The 14,164-nt window shown below is 65.9% G+C and carries 15 protein-coding genes and 1 pseudogene; 1 reads left to right on the top strand and 15 read right to left on the bottom strand.

Going from position 1 to position 14,164, the window contains the following annotated elements:
* Positions 1-128 precede the first annotated feature (128 nt).
* The 4 genes and pseudogenes from DVS29_RS25160 to DVS29_RS25145 all read right to left on the bottom strand — a co-directional run.
* Positions 129-469 (bottom strand): annotated as a pseudogene (locus DVS29_RS25160) (tyrosine-type recombinase/integrase); the annotation flags it as partial.
* A 359-nt stretch (positions 470-828) separates the two neighbouring features.
* Entirely contained in the window at positions 829-1,674 is an 846-nt protein-coding gene (locus DVS29_RS25155) for a helix-turn-helix transcriptional regulator (RefSeq protein ID WP_118183230.1), read from the bottom strand.
* Positions 1,675-1,678: 4 nt separating this feature from the next.
* Positions 1,679-2,074: an ester cyclase gene (locus DVS29_RS25150; RefSeq protein WP_118183229.1), complete on the bottom strand. Its 396-nt coding sequence runs from the start codon at positions 2,072-2,074 to the stop codon at positions 1,679-1,681.
* Positions 2,075-2,333: 259 nt separating this feature from the next.
* Positions 2,334-3,821 carry an HD domain-containing phosphohydrolase gene (locus DVS29_RS25145; RefSeq protein ID WP_240655788.1) on the bottom strand — a complete coding sequence of 496 codons (1,488 nt, stop codon included), beginning with the start codon at positions 3,819-3,821 and terminating at the stop codon, positions 2,334-2,336.
* A gap of 139 nt (positions 3,822-3,960) precedes the next feature.
* On the opposite strand from DVS29_RS25145, the gene DVS29_RS25140 reads away from it, so the two are divergent.
* Positions 3,961-4,740: an alpha/beta fold hydrolase gene (locus DVS29_RS25140; RefSeq protein ID WP_118183228.1), complete on the top strand. Its 780-nt coding sequence runs from the start codon at positions 3,961-3,963 to the stop codon at positions 4,738-4,740.
* Between the two features lie 37 nt (positions 4,741-4,777).
* On the opposite strand, the gene ureG is transcribed toward DVS29_RS25140, so the two are convergent.
* The 11 genes from ureG to urtC form a co-directional block, all read right to left on the bottom strand.
* Complete coding sequence (gene ureG, locus DVS29_RS25135; RefSeq protein WP_118183227.1) at positions 4,778-5,431, bottom strand: urease accessory protein UreG; 654 nt, start codon at positions 5,429-5,431, stop codon at positions 4,778-4,780.
* Between the two features lie 21 nt (positions 5,432-5,452).
* Positions 5,453-6,133: an urease accessory protein UreF gene (locus tag DVS29_RS25130; protein ID WP_118183226.1), complete on the bottom strand. Its 681-nt coding sequence runs from the start codon at positions 6,131-6,133 to the stop codon at positions 5,453-5,455.
* Positions 6,120-6,773 carry an urease accessory protein UreE gene (ureE, locus tag DVS29_RS25125; RefSeq protein ID WP_118183225.1) on the bottom strand — a complete coding sequence of 218 codons (654 nt, stop codon included), beginning with the start codon at positions 6,771-6,773 and terminating at the stop codon, positions 6,120-6,122. The genes DVS29_RS25130 and ureE overlap by 14 nt, the downstream gene beginning before the upstream one ends.
* Before the next feature lie 22 nt (positions 6,774-6,795).
* Positions 6,796-8,502: an urease subunit alpha gene (ureC, locus tag DVS29_RS25120; protein WP_118183224.1), complete on the bottom strand. Its 1,707-nt coding sequence runs from the start codon at positions 8,500-8,502 to the stop codon at positions 6,796-6,798.
* A 34-nt stretch (positions 8,503-8,536) separates the two neighbouring features.
* Entirely contained in the window at positions 8,537-8,842 is a 306-nt protein-coding gene (locus DVS29_RS25115; protein ID WP_118183241.1) for an urease subunit beta, read from the bottom strand.
* An 11-nt stretch (positions 8,843-8,853) separates the two neighbouring features.
* Positions 8,854-9,156 (bottom strand): urease subunit gamma, encoded by a 303-nt coding sequence (gene ureA / locus DVS29_RS25110; RefSeq protein ID WP_017773123.1) that lies wholly within the window; start codon positions 9,154-9,156, stop codon positions 8,854-8,856.
* Between the two features lie 131 nt (positions 9,157-9,287).
* Positions 9,288-10,085: a transporter substrate-binding domain-containing protein gene (locus tag DVS29_RS25105; protein ID WP_118183223.1), complete on the bottom strand. Its 798-nt coding sequence runs from the start codon at positions 10,083-10,085 to the stop codon at positions 9,288-9,290.
* Positions 10,086-10,333: 248 nt separating this feature from the next.
* Positions 10,334-11,224 (bottom strand): urease accessory protein UreD, encoded by an 891-nt coding sequence (locus DVS29_RS25100; protein ID WP_118183222.1) that lies wholly within the window; start codon positions 11,222-11,224, stop codon positions 10,334-10,336.
* Between the two features lie 94 nt (positions 11,225-11,318).
* On the bottom strand, positions 11,319-12,011 hold the full coding sequence (urtE, locus tag DVS29_RS25095; RefSeq protein WP_118183221.1) for an urea ABC transporter ATP-binding subunit UrtE: 693 nt from the start codon (positions 12,009-12,011) through the stop codon (positions 11,319-11,321).
* 47 nt (positions 12,012-12,058) lie between these two features.
* Positions 12,059-12,952 (bottom strand): urea ABC transporter ATP-binding protein UrtD, encoded by an 894-nt coding sequence (gene urtD, locus DVS29_RS25090; RefSeq protein ID WP_118183240.1) that lies wholly within the window; start codon positions 12,950-12,952, stop codon positions 12,059-12,061.
* Entirely contained in the window at positions 12,952-14,163 is a 1,212-nt protein-coding gene (gene urtC / locus DVS29_RS25085) for an urea ABC transporter permease subunit UrtC (RefSeq protein ID WP_118183220.1), read from the bottom strand. The genes urtD and urtC overlap by 1 nt, the downstream gene beginning before the upstream one ends.
* Position 14,164 lies beyond the last annotated feature (1 nt).

Here is a 14,164-nt window from a genome sequence, read left to right as displayed (position 1 = left end):
ATTTGCTGTCGCATGGAAGGTGCGTGATTGGATGGCCGAAAGAGAGTCGTTAGCCGACATAGCACTCTGAAGATTCGGTCGTCGGCTTCGGGTCGAACTGGGACATTGGGTCGAGGCGGCCTGGCTCGCTATCGTGCTTCGAACGCGTGATTCATCTGGCGAGCCCGTTTGACCTCGTCGCTCTGCAGGTAAAACGACGTGGTCGCGATTGATGCATGACGCAGGTTATCTCGCACTGTGGTCAGCTCGGCGCCGCGGGCGAGAGCGTGTGTTGCATGGTGTGGCGGGTCCAATGCGGGCTGGCACGCCGTAATTTTTCGGCAACGACAGGATGGTCAGTGCCGATCACATCCGCGGCCTGCCGGAAAAACCGTCGCATCACGTGCCACAGGCGCGTACCCGTAATGCCCGTTGTGCTGTCCTCGTCAAGGCTCGCGATGAGCGGTGTCCTAGGCTCCCAGCGCTGACGAAACGAACTGGCCGATGCTCGCGGATCGGGACTGAAACGAAGATCGTCATCGAGCGGATCGTCCTCGCCATCCTGCAACCACCAGGACCAGACCTCGCGCAACGACTCCAGGATCAGTTCTGCCGAGCGATCGTCGCCGCACCCTGTCGTAGACCGTATTAAATCTGTCACTCTTGCGTCAATAATTCTGTCAACTCGCCGTCGGTGCCTCGGGTGGAAAATCTGTGCCGAATTTGATTCGCACACCTGATTAGGCCGGAGTGCCAGTCAGGAAACCGGTATGGGTCTGCATGAAAACGCCGCAGCTATGCGTGCTTCGACAGCCGCTGCGTTTGCGGTCAGCGATCTGATCTGGCGGGTCAATGCTGCCGTGGCTGCGCGTCGAGCAGCTGCCGATGGCGCGCTTCCGTTTCGTCGTCAACGGGGAACATGCATTCGAGGCGCAATTCCTGCGCGGCGACGTATTGCGGTGTCGCAACGGTCGTCACCATCGAGAAATAGCGCAGCACGGCGCCATCCCTGACGAAGCTGAGCGGCACGATCGGCATCGCGGATCCGGCGGACTGTGCATGATGCGCTTTCCAGTCGCGTGGTACGTCCGGATAGGCGAGCAGGCTGTCGAGCAGCCGCCTCGTGTCGTCGTCGATCACGCGACCCACCGCTTCGCGATACACGCGTTGCAGCAGACTGCGCGACACACTGTCCCAGTCGGCCACGAACGGACGCATGCCTCGCGGGTCGAAGATCAGATGCAACATGTTGCGCGGCGGCCTGCGCGCAGCCATGTCGATGAACTGGTTGAAAAAGCGCGGCGCGGCGTCGTTCGTCATCAGCACGTTCCAGTGCCGATCCATCACGAGCGACGGATACGGTTCATGCTGGCGTACCACCCGTTCCAGCGCGCGCAGCACCGCAGTCATCTCCTGCCCGTTCCACGGCGCATCCGGGTACCTGGGCGCATAGCCGGCGGCGAGCAGCAGCGCATTGCGCTCGCGTAACGGCACGTCCAGGGTCTGCGCGAGCACGAGGATCGTGTCACGGCCCGGCACGCTGCGTCCGCTCTCGATGAAGCTGATCTGCCGTTGCGAGATACCGGCATCGAGTGACAGCTCCAGCTGGCTCACACCGCGCGCATCGCGCCAGTAGCGCAACAGGTTGCCGAATTCGCTCGCCGGCAGTGCCGGGTCGGGATGGATTGCTTTCATGGAATTACGCTCCGGCAAGCTGCGCCTCGATCGCGGCCTTGTCGACGATCGACCAGACCTGGGCGATCTTGCCTGCGTGATACGCGTAGAAGACGTTTTCCGTGAAGGACACTTTCCTGCCATTCACGCGTAGCCCGAGAAACGTGCCCGCGGGCGCGCAGTTGAAACGCAGACGGCTCGCAACATGAGGCGGGTCGCAGACCAGCAGCTCGATGTTGAAGTACAGGTCCGGGATTTCGCGGAAGTCCCGCTCCAGCATCTCGCGATAACCCGCCAGGCCGAACGGCCGGCTGTTGTGCTTCACGTCGTCCGCAACGAATTGCCCCAGCGCCGGCCAGTCCTGGCGATTCAGGCAGTCGATGTAACGCCGGTAGGTGCCGGCAAGATCGGTGTCGGGCATGGCGATGGCACCTCGTGTGCGGGTGGATCACAGCGGGCATCTTACCGCGTGGGCGGTGATGATCAGCGCGAGTGGGGCATGGAGTGTCGGCTCGTTTCACAATTCCTGAGGGACCGACATCTCCACCCAAAACTGAAAAATTTTCGTGCTCGCGGATCACCGGGACGGCCATACTGAAGAAATTCCGACGAGAACGAGAAAATGTCGGGTGACGGCGCGCGAATCCTGCTGTGATTTCGCGCGTCGGTGCGATCACACCCTACAGCAACCCCATCCCCGAAGCCTTCAACGTCGCTGCTGCGCGCGTCGAGCATTCGAGCTTGCGGAACACGCTTTCGACATGCGTGCGCACCGTGCTCGGGCTCAGATCGAGTTCGCGCGCCGCTTCCTTGTTGCTCGCGCCGCGGCTGATCGAGCGCAGCACGTCGAGTTCGCGCCCGGACAGGCGCACCGTCAGCGGCCGCGAACGAGCCACGCGTGAAGGCGCATCCTGCGCGCCGAGCAATGCTTCCACCACGTCGCCATCGAAGCGGCCCGCGCGCGCTTCGTCGCGCAGGCGTTGTGTGACTTCGGCAGCCGTCAGTGCGTTGCGCCACGGCCGTCGCGCACCGAGCGCAACGTACGCGACAGCGGCGCCGAGCACCCGCGCATCGAGCGACAACGCGGGTCCCGCCGCGCCGCGGAAATAGCCGGAGCCGTCGAGCCGCTCATACGCGTACGAAGCGAGTTCTGCCGCCCGCGCCAGCGCGCCCGTTTGCCGCCCCGCGCGCGAGGTCCAGTACGGCACGAGCCGCACCTTCTCCCACGCGGCCGCGGACAAGGTGCCGCGTGTATTCCAGATCGCGTTCGGCACCGCCGCGCGCCCGATGCCGTGTATGAGACCCGCGGCGTAGAGGCACGCCTGATTCTCCGCGGCGCCGCCAAGCCGCGCGCTGCACGCGGCCGCGGTGCGCGCGACCGCGCGCGAGTAACCGGTCATCCACGGCAGCTTCAGATCGATCACGTCCGCGATCAGCTCGGCCGAGGTGTTTTCGCGCATCTGCGGCGTGAGAACAGCTTCGTCGAGCGCGGCGGGTTCCGTGCTGGCAAGCGTATCGAGCCAGTACGCCGAGTGACGCGCGACGAGCGCCGCCAGGTTCGGCGGGTAGCGCATGCCGGCGCGCTCCGCGATCAATGCGAGCGCGCGGGGCAGCCCATACACGCGGCTGAAAATCTCGAGATCGCCCGCGAGCGATACGACGAACACCGTTCGCGGCACGGCCGCGCCCGCCAGACCGTCGGGCAGGCCCGTACCGTCCCACGCTTCGAAGATATGCCGCAGCGCCGCTTCGGAGCCGCGGGCGAGGCCGAGCATCCGCGCGACCTCGCCGGAGACCTCGCAGTGAATCTGCGCGAGCGGCGTGATCGCGGTCTCGATGCCGCCCAGCGGATCCAGCGGCTTCGCCCAGTCGGGGCGTGCGGCGAGCATCGCTTCACGACCGCCGATGTCGTCGCCGAGCACGTCGGCGAATCCCGCGGCGTTGGCCGTGCAGCCCGACCAGCGCAGGAGGGACACCTCCGCGGCGGTTTCCACGTCCGCGTCGCCTTCGCCCGCAGCCAACGCGAGCTGCGCGGCGAGCCATGCGGTGCGCAGCGAATGGTCGGTCGGCTGCCCCATGCTGAGATCGCCGATGAATGCGAGCGCTTTCACCGCGTCGTACACGCGGACCGTCGAGCCTGCTCCGGGTGCGGTTTCGTTTTCGTCCAAGGAATCACCGTCAAGGCATCGCTATCTGCGGCACGCCGGCCACTATAGCGCAGCCCCGGGTCGGTCATTCGACCGATACCGCCGGCGCGGCCTGGCTGCGATCCTGACGGCCATCCCAACCCGTGACGAGGAGTCCACCATGAACTCACTGTTGAAGAAGTGCCTGGCGTCGGCGTTGCTGCTCGGCGGCCTGTTCGCCGGATCCGCTGCGCATGCTGCGCCCACCGAAGACCTGAAGGGCAGGAACGTCGTGCTCGTGCACGGCGCGTTCGCCGACGGTTCGAGCTGGGACAAGGTGATTCCGCTCCTCGAGGCGCGCGGGCTGCACGTCGTGTCCGTGCAGAATCCGTTGAGCTCGCTTGCCGACGACGCGGCCGCGACGAAGCGCGTGATCGATCAGCAGACGGGGCCGGTCGTGCTGGTCGGCCACTCATGGGGCGGCGTGGTGATCACGCAGGCCGGCAACGACGACAAGGTGAAGGCGCTCGTCTACGTGGCCGCGTTCGCGCCCGACAACGGCCAGTCGATCAACGACATGCTGAAGGGCAAGCCCGCACCGGTGTGGGCGGGCGAACTGCGCAAGGATTCCGCGGGCTTCCTGACGCTGTCCACAAACGGCATCCTGCATGATTTCGCGCAGGACCTGCCGCCGGCAGAGGCGCGGCTCGTCGCCGACACGCAGGGCCCGTGGTTCGCGGGCTGTACCGACGACAAGGTCACCGATGCCGCGTGGCACAGCAAGCCGTCGTGGTTCGTCGTGACGAAGGCGGACCGGATGATCGACCCGCAGGCGCAACAGGCGATGGCGAGCCAGATCCGCGCAACCGCCATCGACGTGAACGCGAGCCACGTCGTGATGCTGAGCCAGCCGCGCGTGGTCGCGGACGCGATCATCGCGGCCGCGAAGAAAGTTCAGTGATGCAGTGAACGCGGCCCGCGCATGACGCGGGCCGCGTTCACACCTTCAGCAAGCCCTTTGTCTCGATGAATGCGATCACCTGATCGAGCCCGTCGAGCGCTTTCAGGTTGCACATCACGAACGGCCGCTCGCCGCGCATCTTCTTCGTGTCGGACGCCATCACGTCGAGGTTCGCACCGACGAATGGCGCGAGGTCGGTCTTGTTGATCACGAGCAGATCCGACTTCGTGATGCCGGGCCCGCCCTTGCGTGGAATCTTTTCGCCGCCGGCCACGTCGATCACGTAGATCGTCAGGTCCGACAGCTCCGGGCTGAAGGTGGCCGCGAGGTTGTCGCCGCCCGATTCGATGAACACGATGTCCGCATCGGGGAAGCGCGACAGCATCCGGTCCACCGCTTCGAGATTGATTGACGCGTCCTCGCGGATCGCCGTGTGCGGGCAGCCGCCCGTCTCCACGCCCATGATCCGTTCGGCAGGCAGCGCGCCCGCCACCGTCAGGAGGCGTTGGTCCTCCTTCGTGTAGATGTCGTTGGTGATCGCGACGAGGTCGTAATGATCGCGCATCGCCTTGCAGAGCATTTCGAGCAGCGTGGTCTTGCCCGAGCCGACCGGGCCGCCCACGCCCACGCGCAGCGGCGGCAGTTTCTTCGTGCGTGGATGCGAAGCGTGAGATGCGTGAGGTGCGTTCATGTTCGAGGTGAGCCGGAAGCGTCAGGAGCGGAACAGGCGGGAGTACTGCGATTCGTGTCGCGCCGACAGAATGCCGAGCTGCGGCGCGAACGTGTTGAGGTCGTCGGGCGAGGTGGCGAGCGCACGCGTGACCGCGCCTTCGATCGCGTCGCGCAGCGCGACGACGATGCGCTGGCCGGCGAACTGGCCGAGCGGTACCGCTTTCAGCGCGGCCGCGGCCTGGTTTTCGACCCAGCTGAACGCGTAGGCGGCGAGCGTCGCGTCCGGCGACGCATCGTGCACGAACGCGGCGAACGCGAACGCGGTGGGCTGCGCGATGGGCTGAAGCGCGCTGAGCGTCACACGTCGCGATGCATCGCCCCATTCGAGCGACACGCACAACTGCCGCAGCGACCAGCCCATCTGTTCGGTCTCGCGGCGCAATTCCATCGATTCGCGGCTCGCGATGAACGCGGCGTTTTCCGCATGCAACGCATCGACGTCATGATTGCGCCAGCGTTCGAGCTGGTGCGCGAGAAACGGCAGCTCGCCGCGCGCGAGCACGTCGTCGAGGCCGCGCGCGATCCATTGGCGGGCGCTGTCGGCATCGGTGACGAGCTGCGCTTCGATCGCGGCTTCGAGACCCTGCGAGTAGCTGAACGCGCCGATCGGCAGCGCCGGCGAAGCGAGATGCAGCAGCGCGGTCAGCTCAGCGATGCGCATGGCCGTGGTGATCGTCGTGGCTGTGATCGTGGCCGCACGATTCGTCATGCACGTGCTCGTGCGAATGATCGTGAGCGTGCCCATGCGAATGTCCATGCGCGTGATCATGCGAATGCGCATGCCCATGATGCTCGTCGAACACCTTCTGTGCGAGCGCGTAGTCTTCCGCGAAGGTTTCGTCGTGCCCATGCCGATGACCGCCGCCATACGCGCCCGCTTCGGGCTGAAACGGCAGCGTCGCGTGCTCGACCGTCGCGCCGAGCCGCCGCAGCATGTCTTCGAGCACCGGATCGGCCTCGAGCTTCAGCGACTCCACGCTGACCTCGACCGGCGTGTGCCGGTTGCCGAGGTGATACGCAGCGCGCGTCAGCGTCAGGCGGTCGTGCGCGGTGACGAGCAGCACGGCTTCGGCCGCTGCGACGACGCGCACCAGTCCGCCGTCCTGGCCGACCAGCATGTCGCCGTCGCGCAGGATGGTGCCGCGCGGCAGCAGCACGGCCGCTTCCTCGCCGTTGTCGAGCGTGACCGCGAGCCGGCTCTTGCAGCGCGCGTCGTACGCGAGCGTGACGGTCGGCGCGCGCTTCACGAGCACCGCGGCAAGCTTCACGTGTGGGTCGATGCGTTTGTCGAGCGTGCGCATGCCGTAGTGCCTCGAAGCGAAATCAGAACAGGAAATAGCGCTGCGCCATCGGCAGCACAGTAGCGGGTTCGCAGGTCAGCAACTGGCCATCCGCGATCACCTGATAGGTCTCCGGATCGACGCTGATCGACGGTTGCCACGCATTGTGGATCATGTGCGCTTTCGTCACGTCGCGGCAGTTTTTCACCGCGACGAGACGCTTTCGCAGGCCGTAGCGTTCGCCGATGCCCTGGTCCAATGCCAGTTGCGAGACGAACGTGAACGACGTCTGCGCGAGCGCGCCGCCACGGGTCGCGAACATCTCCCGGTAATGCACGGGCTGCGGCGTGGGGATCGATGCGTTCGGGTCACCCATCTGCGCGACCGCGATCATGCCGCCCTTCAGGATCAGCGCGGGCTTGATGCCGAAAAACGCCGGCTCCCAGAATACGATGTCGGCCCACTTGCCCGGCTCGATCGATCCGACTTCGTGCGCGATGCCGTGCGTGAGCGCCGGGTTGATGGTGTACTTCGCGACATATCGCTTCGCGCGGAAATTGTCGTTGCGCGTGCTGTCTTCGGGCAGCGCGCCGCGCTGCACCTTCATCTTGTGCGCGGTCTGCCACGTGCGGATGATCACCTCACCGACACGGCCCATCGCCTGCGAGTCGGAAGAGAGCATCGACAGCGCGCCGAGATCGTGCAGGATGTCTTCGGCCGCGATCGTCTCGCGGCGGATCCGCGATTCGGCGAACGCGATGTCTTCCGCGATCGACGGATCGAGGTGGTGGCACACCATCAGCATGTCGAGGTGCTCGTCGAGCGTGTTGACGGTGTACGGGCGTGTCGGATTGGTCGACGAAGGCAGTACGTTCGCCTCGCCGCAGACCTTGATGATGTCCGGCGCGTGGCCACCGCCCGCGCCTTCGGTGTGATACGTGTGGATCGTGCGACCCTTGAACGCAGCCACCGTCGCTTCGACGAAGCCCGCTTCGTTCAGCGTATCCGTGTGGATCGCGACCTGCGTATCGGTGTCGTCCGCAACGGAGAGACAGTTGTCGATCGCGGCGGGCGTCGTGCCCCAGTCTTCGTGCAGTTTCAGGCCGATCGCGCCGGCGGCGATCTGCTCGGTGGCCGGGGCGGGCTGGCTCACGTTGCCCTTGCCCAGAAAGCCGAGATTGATCGGCCAGCCGTCGGCAGCCTGCAGCATGCGCTCCATATGCCACGGACCCGGCGTGCAGGTGGTCGCGTTCGTGCCGGTGGCGGGGCCGGTGCCGCCGCCGAGCATCGTCGTCACGCCGCTCGCGAGCGCCTCGTCGATCTGCTGCGGGCTGATGAAGTGGATGTGCGTATCGATGCCGCCCGCCGTGACGATCATCCCTTCGCCGGCGATCACTTCCGTTGCCGCGCCGATCGCGATCGTCACGCCGGGCTGGATGTCCGGATTGCCGGCCTTGCCGATCGCGACGATGCGTCCGCCCTTGATGCCGATGTCGGCCTTCACGATGCCCCAGTGATCGAGGATCACCGCGTTGGTGACGACCGTATCGACGACGTCTTTCGCGACGCGCTGCGACTGGCCCATGCCGTCGCGGATCACCTTGCCGCCGCCGAATTTCACTTCCTCGCCGTAGATCGTGTAGTCCTTCTCAATCTCGATCACGAGTTCCGTGTCCGCGAGCCGGACGCGGTCGCCGGTCGTGGGGCCGAACATTTCCGCGTACGCGCGGCGGCCGATGCGTAGAGTCATGTGGGTGTCCGCGAAGTGTGGGGTCGGGCCGCGTTCAGAGCTTGCCCATGACCTTGCCGTTGAAGCCATGGACGATGCGATCGCCCGCGAGCGCGACGAGTTCGACCGTGCGTTCCTGTCCGGGCTCGAAGCGCACCGCGGTGCCGGCCGCGATGTTCAGGCGAAAGCCGCGCGCCGCTTCGCGATCGAATGCGAGCGCGGTGTTGACTTCGTAGAAGTGGTAGTGCGAGCCGACCTGCACGGGCCGGTCACCGGTGTTGGACACGGTGACGGTGACCGTCTCGCGGCCCGCGTTCAGTTCGTGTTCGCCGTCGTCGGTTATCAGTTCGCCGGGGATCATTGTGTGCCCCACTATGGAATCGGATGATGAACGGTCACGAGCTTCGTGCCGTCCGGAAACGTGGCTTCGACCTGGATATCGGGAATCATCTCGGGCACGCCTTCCATCACGTCGTCGCGCGTGAGGAGCGTCGTGCCGTAGTGCATCACTTCTGCCACGGTCTTGCCGTCGCGCGCTGCTTCCATCAATGCAGCCGAAATGAAAGCAACCGCTTCCGGATAGTTGAGTTTCAGGCCGCGGGCGCGGCGCCGCTCGGCGAGCAGCGCGGCGGTGAAGATCAGGAGCTTGTCCTTTTCGCGAGGTGTCAGCTTCATCGATGAGGGGCGTGAAGTGTCGGTGGGTGGCGACGCGTCAGTCTGCGCGCGCGTGCGGCGTCATCGCGAATCATACGACAACGCCTGCCGGTCGAGCAGGCGTTGTCGCCCGCCGTGCTGGCGGATCGCGTTTAAAGGTCCGAAGGCAGCGGCGCGCCGAACCACTTCTTCGACATCGTGTTCAGCTCGCCGTCCTGCTTCGCCTGCGCGATCGCGTCGTTGACCTTCTGCATCAGGTGCGGCTCGTTCTTGTTCATGCCGATGAAGCACGGCGAGTTCTTGATCACGAACTTCGGTTCCGGCCGGCGCGGCGGGTTCTTCGACAGGATCGTGGCCGCGACGATGTTGCCCGCCGCGATCAGCTGCACCTGGCCCGACAGGAACGCGGCGATCGTCGCGTTGTTGTCGTCGAAGCGCTTGATGGTCGCGTTCGGCGCCATCTGCGTGAGCGCGATTTCCTCGAGCGCGCCGCGGGTCGCGCCGACCGTCTTGCCGGTCAGGTCCGCCGGGCTCGCCACCTTCACGTCGGCCGGGCCGAACACGCCCTGGTAGTACGGCGCGTACGCGTTCGAGAAGTCGATCACCTTCTCGCGGTCGGGCGTCTTGCCGAGCGACGAGATCACGAGGTCGACCTTGCTCGTCTGCAGATACGGAATGCGGTTCGAGCTGTTCACGGGCACAAGCTCGAGCTTCACCTTCAGCGACTTCGCCAGCAGCGCGGCGGTGTCGATGTCGTAGCCTTGCGGCTTCATGTCGGGGCCGACCGAGCCGAACGGCGGATAGTCTTCGGGCACGGCGACTTTCAGCACGCCGGCTTTCGTGATGTTGTCGAGCGCATCGGCGTGCGCGACGCTCGACATGAAGCTGGCGAAGACGAAGAGCGGGGCGAGCAGCAGGCTGGCCAGCTGCGTGCGGCGGGTGGTGTTCATCGGGAGCGGATCCTGAGCGAGTGGTGGTGGCGTGAAGAAACGACTGCCGTCGGGTGCGGCACTGTCGGGCGCCAGATATTGCAAGCTGTATGCCAGGCGAAAGCGCGTTGGCGCGGTGCTTTCACACAGAAAAGCGGCACATGTGCACCGCTTTTGCGCGCGGCTTCAGGTGGTGCCGCATGGGATGCGCGACAACGGTGCGCGCGCGATGCTCAGGTCGCTTATCTCGACACACTGATGTCGACCACTCAGGTCGACCAGATCCGCAACGGCGCTGCGTCGACGCCATGCACGATCGGGCGCAAGGTGGTCCAGCTTGCGGCGAGCGTCTGCTGCAGCCGCTCCATCGAGCGCGCGAGCACGCGGATCAGCAGCACGCCGTCGGCGACGCACGATGTGCCTGCGCGCATCGTGTCGTCGAATGGCAGCGACGGCGCGAGCGTTTCGGCGAGCGCTTCGTTGCAGTTGGGCCCGATCGCCCACAGCGTGCCGAACGCCGGAAAGCCCGCGAGGCCCTGCGGCGCGTCGCGCAGCGGATCGTGCGCGGAGAGCCGCGTGCGTTCGAGCCACAGCGTGTTGCCGTTCGCGCCGATGATCTTCGCATCCGCGCGCAAGGTGCCGGCGGACCAGCATTCGCCCGCCGCTTGCCGGCCGAGTTGCGTCGCGTCCCAGCCGATCGCGGTCGCGCCCTCGGCGAGCGTCAGCGTGAAGCCGAGCGACGCGTGCGCGGCATCGAACACGATGTTGTTCTGCGGCAGCCAGTCGAGCCTCGCGCCCGCGCCAACGCGGATATTGATGGCTTGCCGCGCGTCGCGGCCGTTCGACTTGTACCACTTGGTCGCGCCCGGCGTGGTGAGCACCGCATGCGCGTGTTCGCCGACGTCGATCTCGATGCCGAGGCGGTCGCCGCCCGCCACGCCGCCCGGCGGATGCACGATCACCGCGTGACAGATGCCCGTGCCCTCGGGGTACAGCGGACGCTGCACGCGCAGCGGACCCTGATGCTTCCGGTGCGCGAGCGTCGTGCGTTCGCCGTGCCGCGCGAAGCCGAGTTCGAGCGTCGCGAGCCAGTCTGCTGAGGACGCGTTCGGGTCGACGGAAGCGGGAGCGAGCGCTGCGTGGTGTTCGTGCAGGGACATGCGAAATGCGAAAGGGCAGGGTGAGCGTTGGCGCGAGCATAGCAGCAGCGCGCTGATGTGACCAACCCGCGATCAAACCGGGATCAAACCGGGATCAAACCGCGATCAGCTCGCGCACGCCATCCTGATCCATCGCCGCGCCTTCGCCGCCCGCGACGATCTCGCCGCGGCTCATCACCCAGTAGCGGTCCGCGATCGCCTTTGCGAAATCGTAGTACTGCTCGACGAGCAGCACCGTCATGCTCATTTCCTCGACAAGCTGCCTGAGCGTGCGGCCGATGTCCTGGATGATCGACGGCTGGATGCCTTCGGTCGGCTCGTCGAGAATCAGCAGCTGCGGCTCGCTCATCAGCGCGCGGCCGATCGCGAGCTGTTGCTGCTGGCCGCCGGACAGATCGCCGCCGCGTCGCGCGCGCATGTCTTTCAGCACCGGGAAAAGCTCGTAGATGCGGTCCGGGATTTTCGCCGACGCCTTGCGGCTCGCGGCGCCGACCAGCAGGTTCTCTTCGACGGTCAGCCGTGGGAAGATATCGCGCCCTTGCGGCACGTACGCGAGACCCTGCGCGACGCGCGCATAGGTGGGCAGCTTCGTGAGCGCATGACCGCGCCACGCGATCGAGCCGTTCTTCGGATGCACGACGCCCATCAGGCAGCGCAGCAGCGTCGTCTTGCCGACGCCGTTGCGGCCAAGCAGGACTGTCAGCTTACCTTCGGGCACGGTCAGCTTCACGTCGCGCAGGATGTGGCTGCCGCCATAGTATTGGTTCAGCCCTTCGACTTCCAGCATGGTCGGTGTTCCTTCCTAAAGCGTGTAGTGCTCAGCGCCGCCAGAACTCAGCGGCCCAGATACGATTCGATCACCGCCTCGTCCTGCTTCACTTCGTCGAGCGTGCCGTGCGCGAGCACGTGGCCTTCCGCCATCACGGTGACCTTGCCCGTGTCGCCCGCGAGCGCCGCGACGAACTCCATGTCGTGTTCGACGACCATCATCGAACACGTGCCGCGCAGATGATTCAGCAGCTCGGCGAGCTGCATCGTTTCGTCGTCGGTCATGCCGGCTGCCGGTTCATCGAGCAGCAGCAGCGCCGGCTGTTGCATCAGCAGCATGCCGATCTCCAGCCGCTGCTTCTGGCCGTGCGAGAGTTCTCCCGCCGGCCGCCGCGCCTCGCCTTCCAGACGGATGATGCCGAGCGTTTCTTCGATGCGCGCCTGCGCGCTGCGGTCGAGCCGTGCGCGCAGCGACGCCCACCAGCCCTTGTCGGTTTTCATCGCGAGTTCGAGGTTCTCCCACACCGGGTGCTGCTCGAACACGGTCGGCTTCTGGAACTTGCGGCCGATGCCCGCGCGCGCGATCTCCGGCTCGTTCATCCGCGTGAGGTCGATGGTCTGGCCGAGGAACACCTTGCCGTGATCGGGCCGCGTCTTGCCGGTGATCACGTCCATCATCGTGGTCTTGCCCGCACCGTTCGGGCCGATGATGCAGCGCAGCTCGCCCGCGTCGATCGACAGCGACAGCGTATTGAGCGCGCGAAAGCCGTCGAAGCTGACGGTCACGTCGTCGAGGTAGAGAATCGTGCCGTGCGACACGTCGATCTCGCCGGGCGTGACGACGCGGCCCAGTTCCGCGGTGCCGGACAGCGCGTGGCCGTCGTCGATGGTTTTGCCGTTGCTGCCCGCGTCGAACTCGTCGGGATGCGTGAGGTCGGGGGCCATCGCGTTCTCGTTCATCATCGTGGCTCCTTGCTCTTGCGCGCAAACGTTCTGGAGAGCGCGACGTCGATCAGCCCCATGATTCCGTTGGGCAGCAGGAGCGGCACCAGCACGAAAATCAGGCCGAGAAAGAACAGCCAGTACTCCGCGAAATACGCGGTGAAGAAGCTCTTCGCGCCGTTCACCGCGAACGCGCCGATGATCGGTCCGATCAGCGTGCCGCGTCCGCCCACGGCCACCCAGATCGCCATTTCGATCGAATTGCCCGGCGACATCTCGCTCGGGTTGATGATGCCGACCTGCGGCACATACAGCGCACCTGCGATGCCGCACAGCACGGCAGACACGGTCCACACGAACAGCTTGTACGCGAGCGGGCTGTAGCCGAGGAACATCAGCCGCGTCTCGCCGTCGCGCACCGCGGTGACCACGCGGCCGAGCTTCGATGTGACGATCGCGCGCGCGCCGAGGAACGCGAGCACGAGCACCGCGAACGTCATCAGGAAGAGTGCGGTGCGGGTGCCCGGATGCGTGATCGGAAAGCCGCCGATGCGCTTGAAATCCGTGAAGCCGTTGTTGCCGCCGAAGCCGGTCTCGTTGCGGTAGAACAGCAGCATCGCGGCGAAGGTCAGCGCCTGCGTGATGATCGACAGGTAGACGCCCTTCACGCGCGAGCGGAACGTGAAGAAGCCGAACACCCACGCAATGATCGCGGGCACCAGTACCACCAGCAGCAGCGCGTACCACAGGTGCTGCGTGCCGGCCCAGTACCACGGCATCGCTTTCCAGTTGAGGAACACCATGAAGTCGGGCAGATCGCTGCCGTACACGCCATCGTGGCCGATTGCGCGCATCAGGTACATGCCGATCGCGTAGCCGCCGAGCGCGAAGAAGAGCGCGTGGCCAAGACTCAGGATGCCGCAGTAGCCCCACACGAGATCGAGCGCGAGCGCGCCGATCGCGTAGCACATGAACTTGCCCGCGAGCGTCATCGCATACGCGGACAGATGGAACGTGCTGGACTCGGGCAGCACGAGCGCGGAGAACGGCACGCCGAGACCGACGGCCACGATCAGCGCGATCAGCGCGAGCCACGCGCCGCGCGAGAGCAGCGCGGGCCGCGGTGGCAGGCCGAGTGCAAAGCCTTCCTGCGCGCCGCGCGAAGATGGCGGCAGTGCGCCTTGCGTGGCGTCCTGCGGTGTCGGGACGGAGGAGGTTGCCGTGGTCATC

The organism is Paraburkholderia phosphatilytica, assembly GCF_003443895.1.
Classification (GTDB): Bacteria; Pseudomonadota; Gammaproteobacteria; order Burkholderiales; family Burkholderiaceae; genus Paraburkholderia; species Paraburkholderia phosphatilytica.
This window is presented reverse-complemented; position numbering and strand designations above follow the sequence as displayed.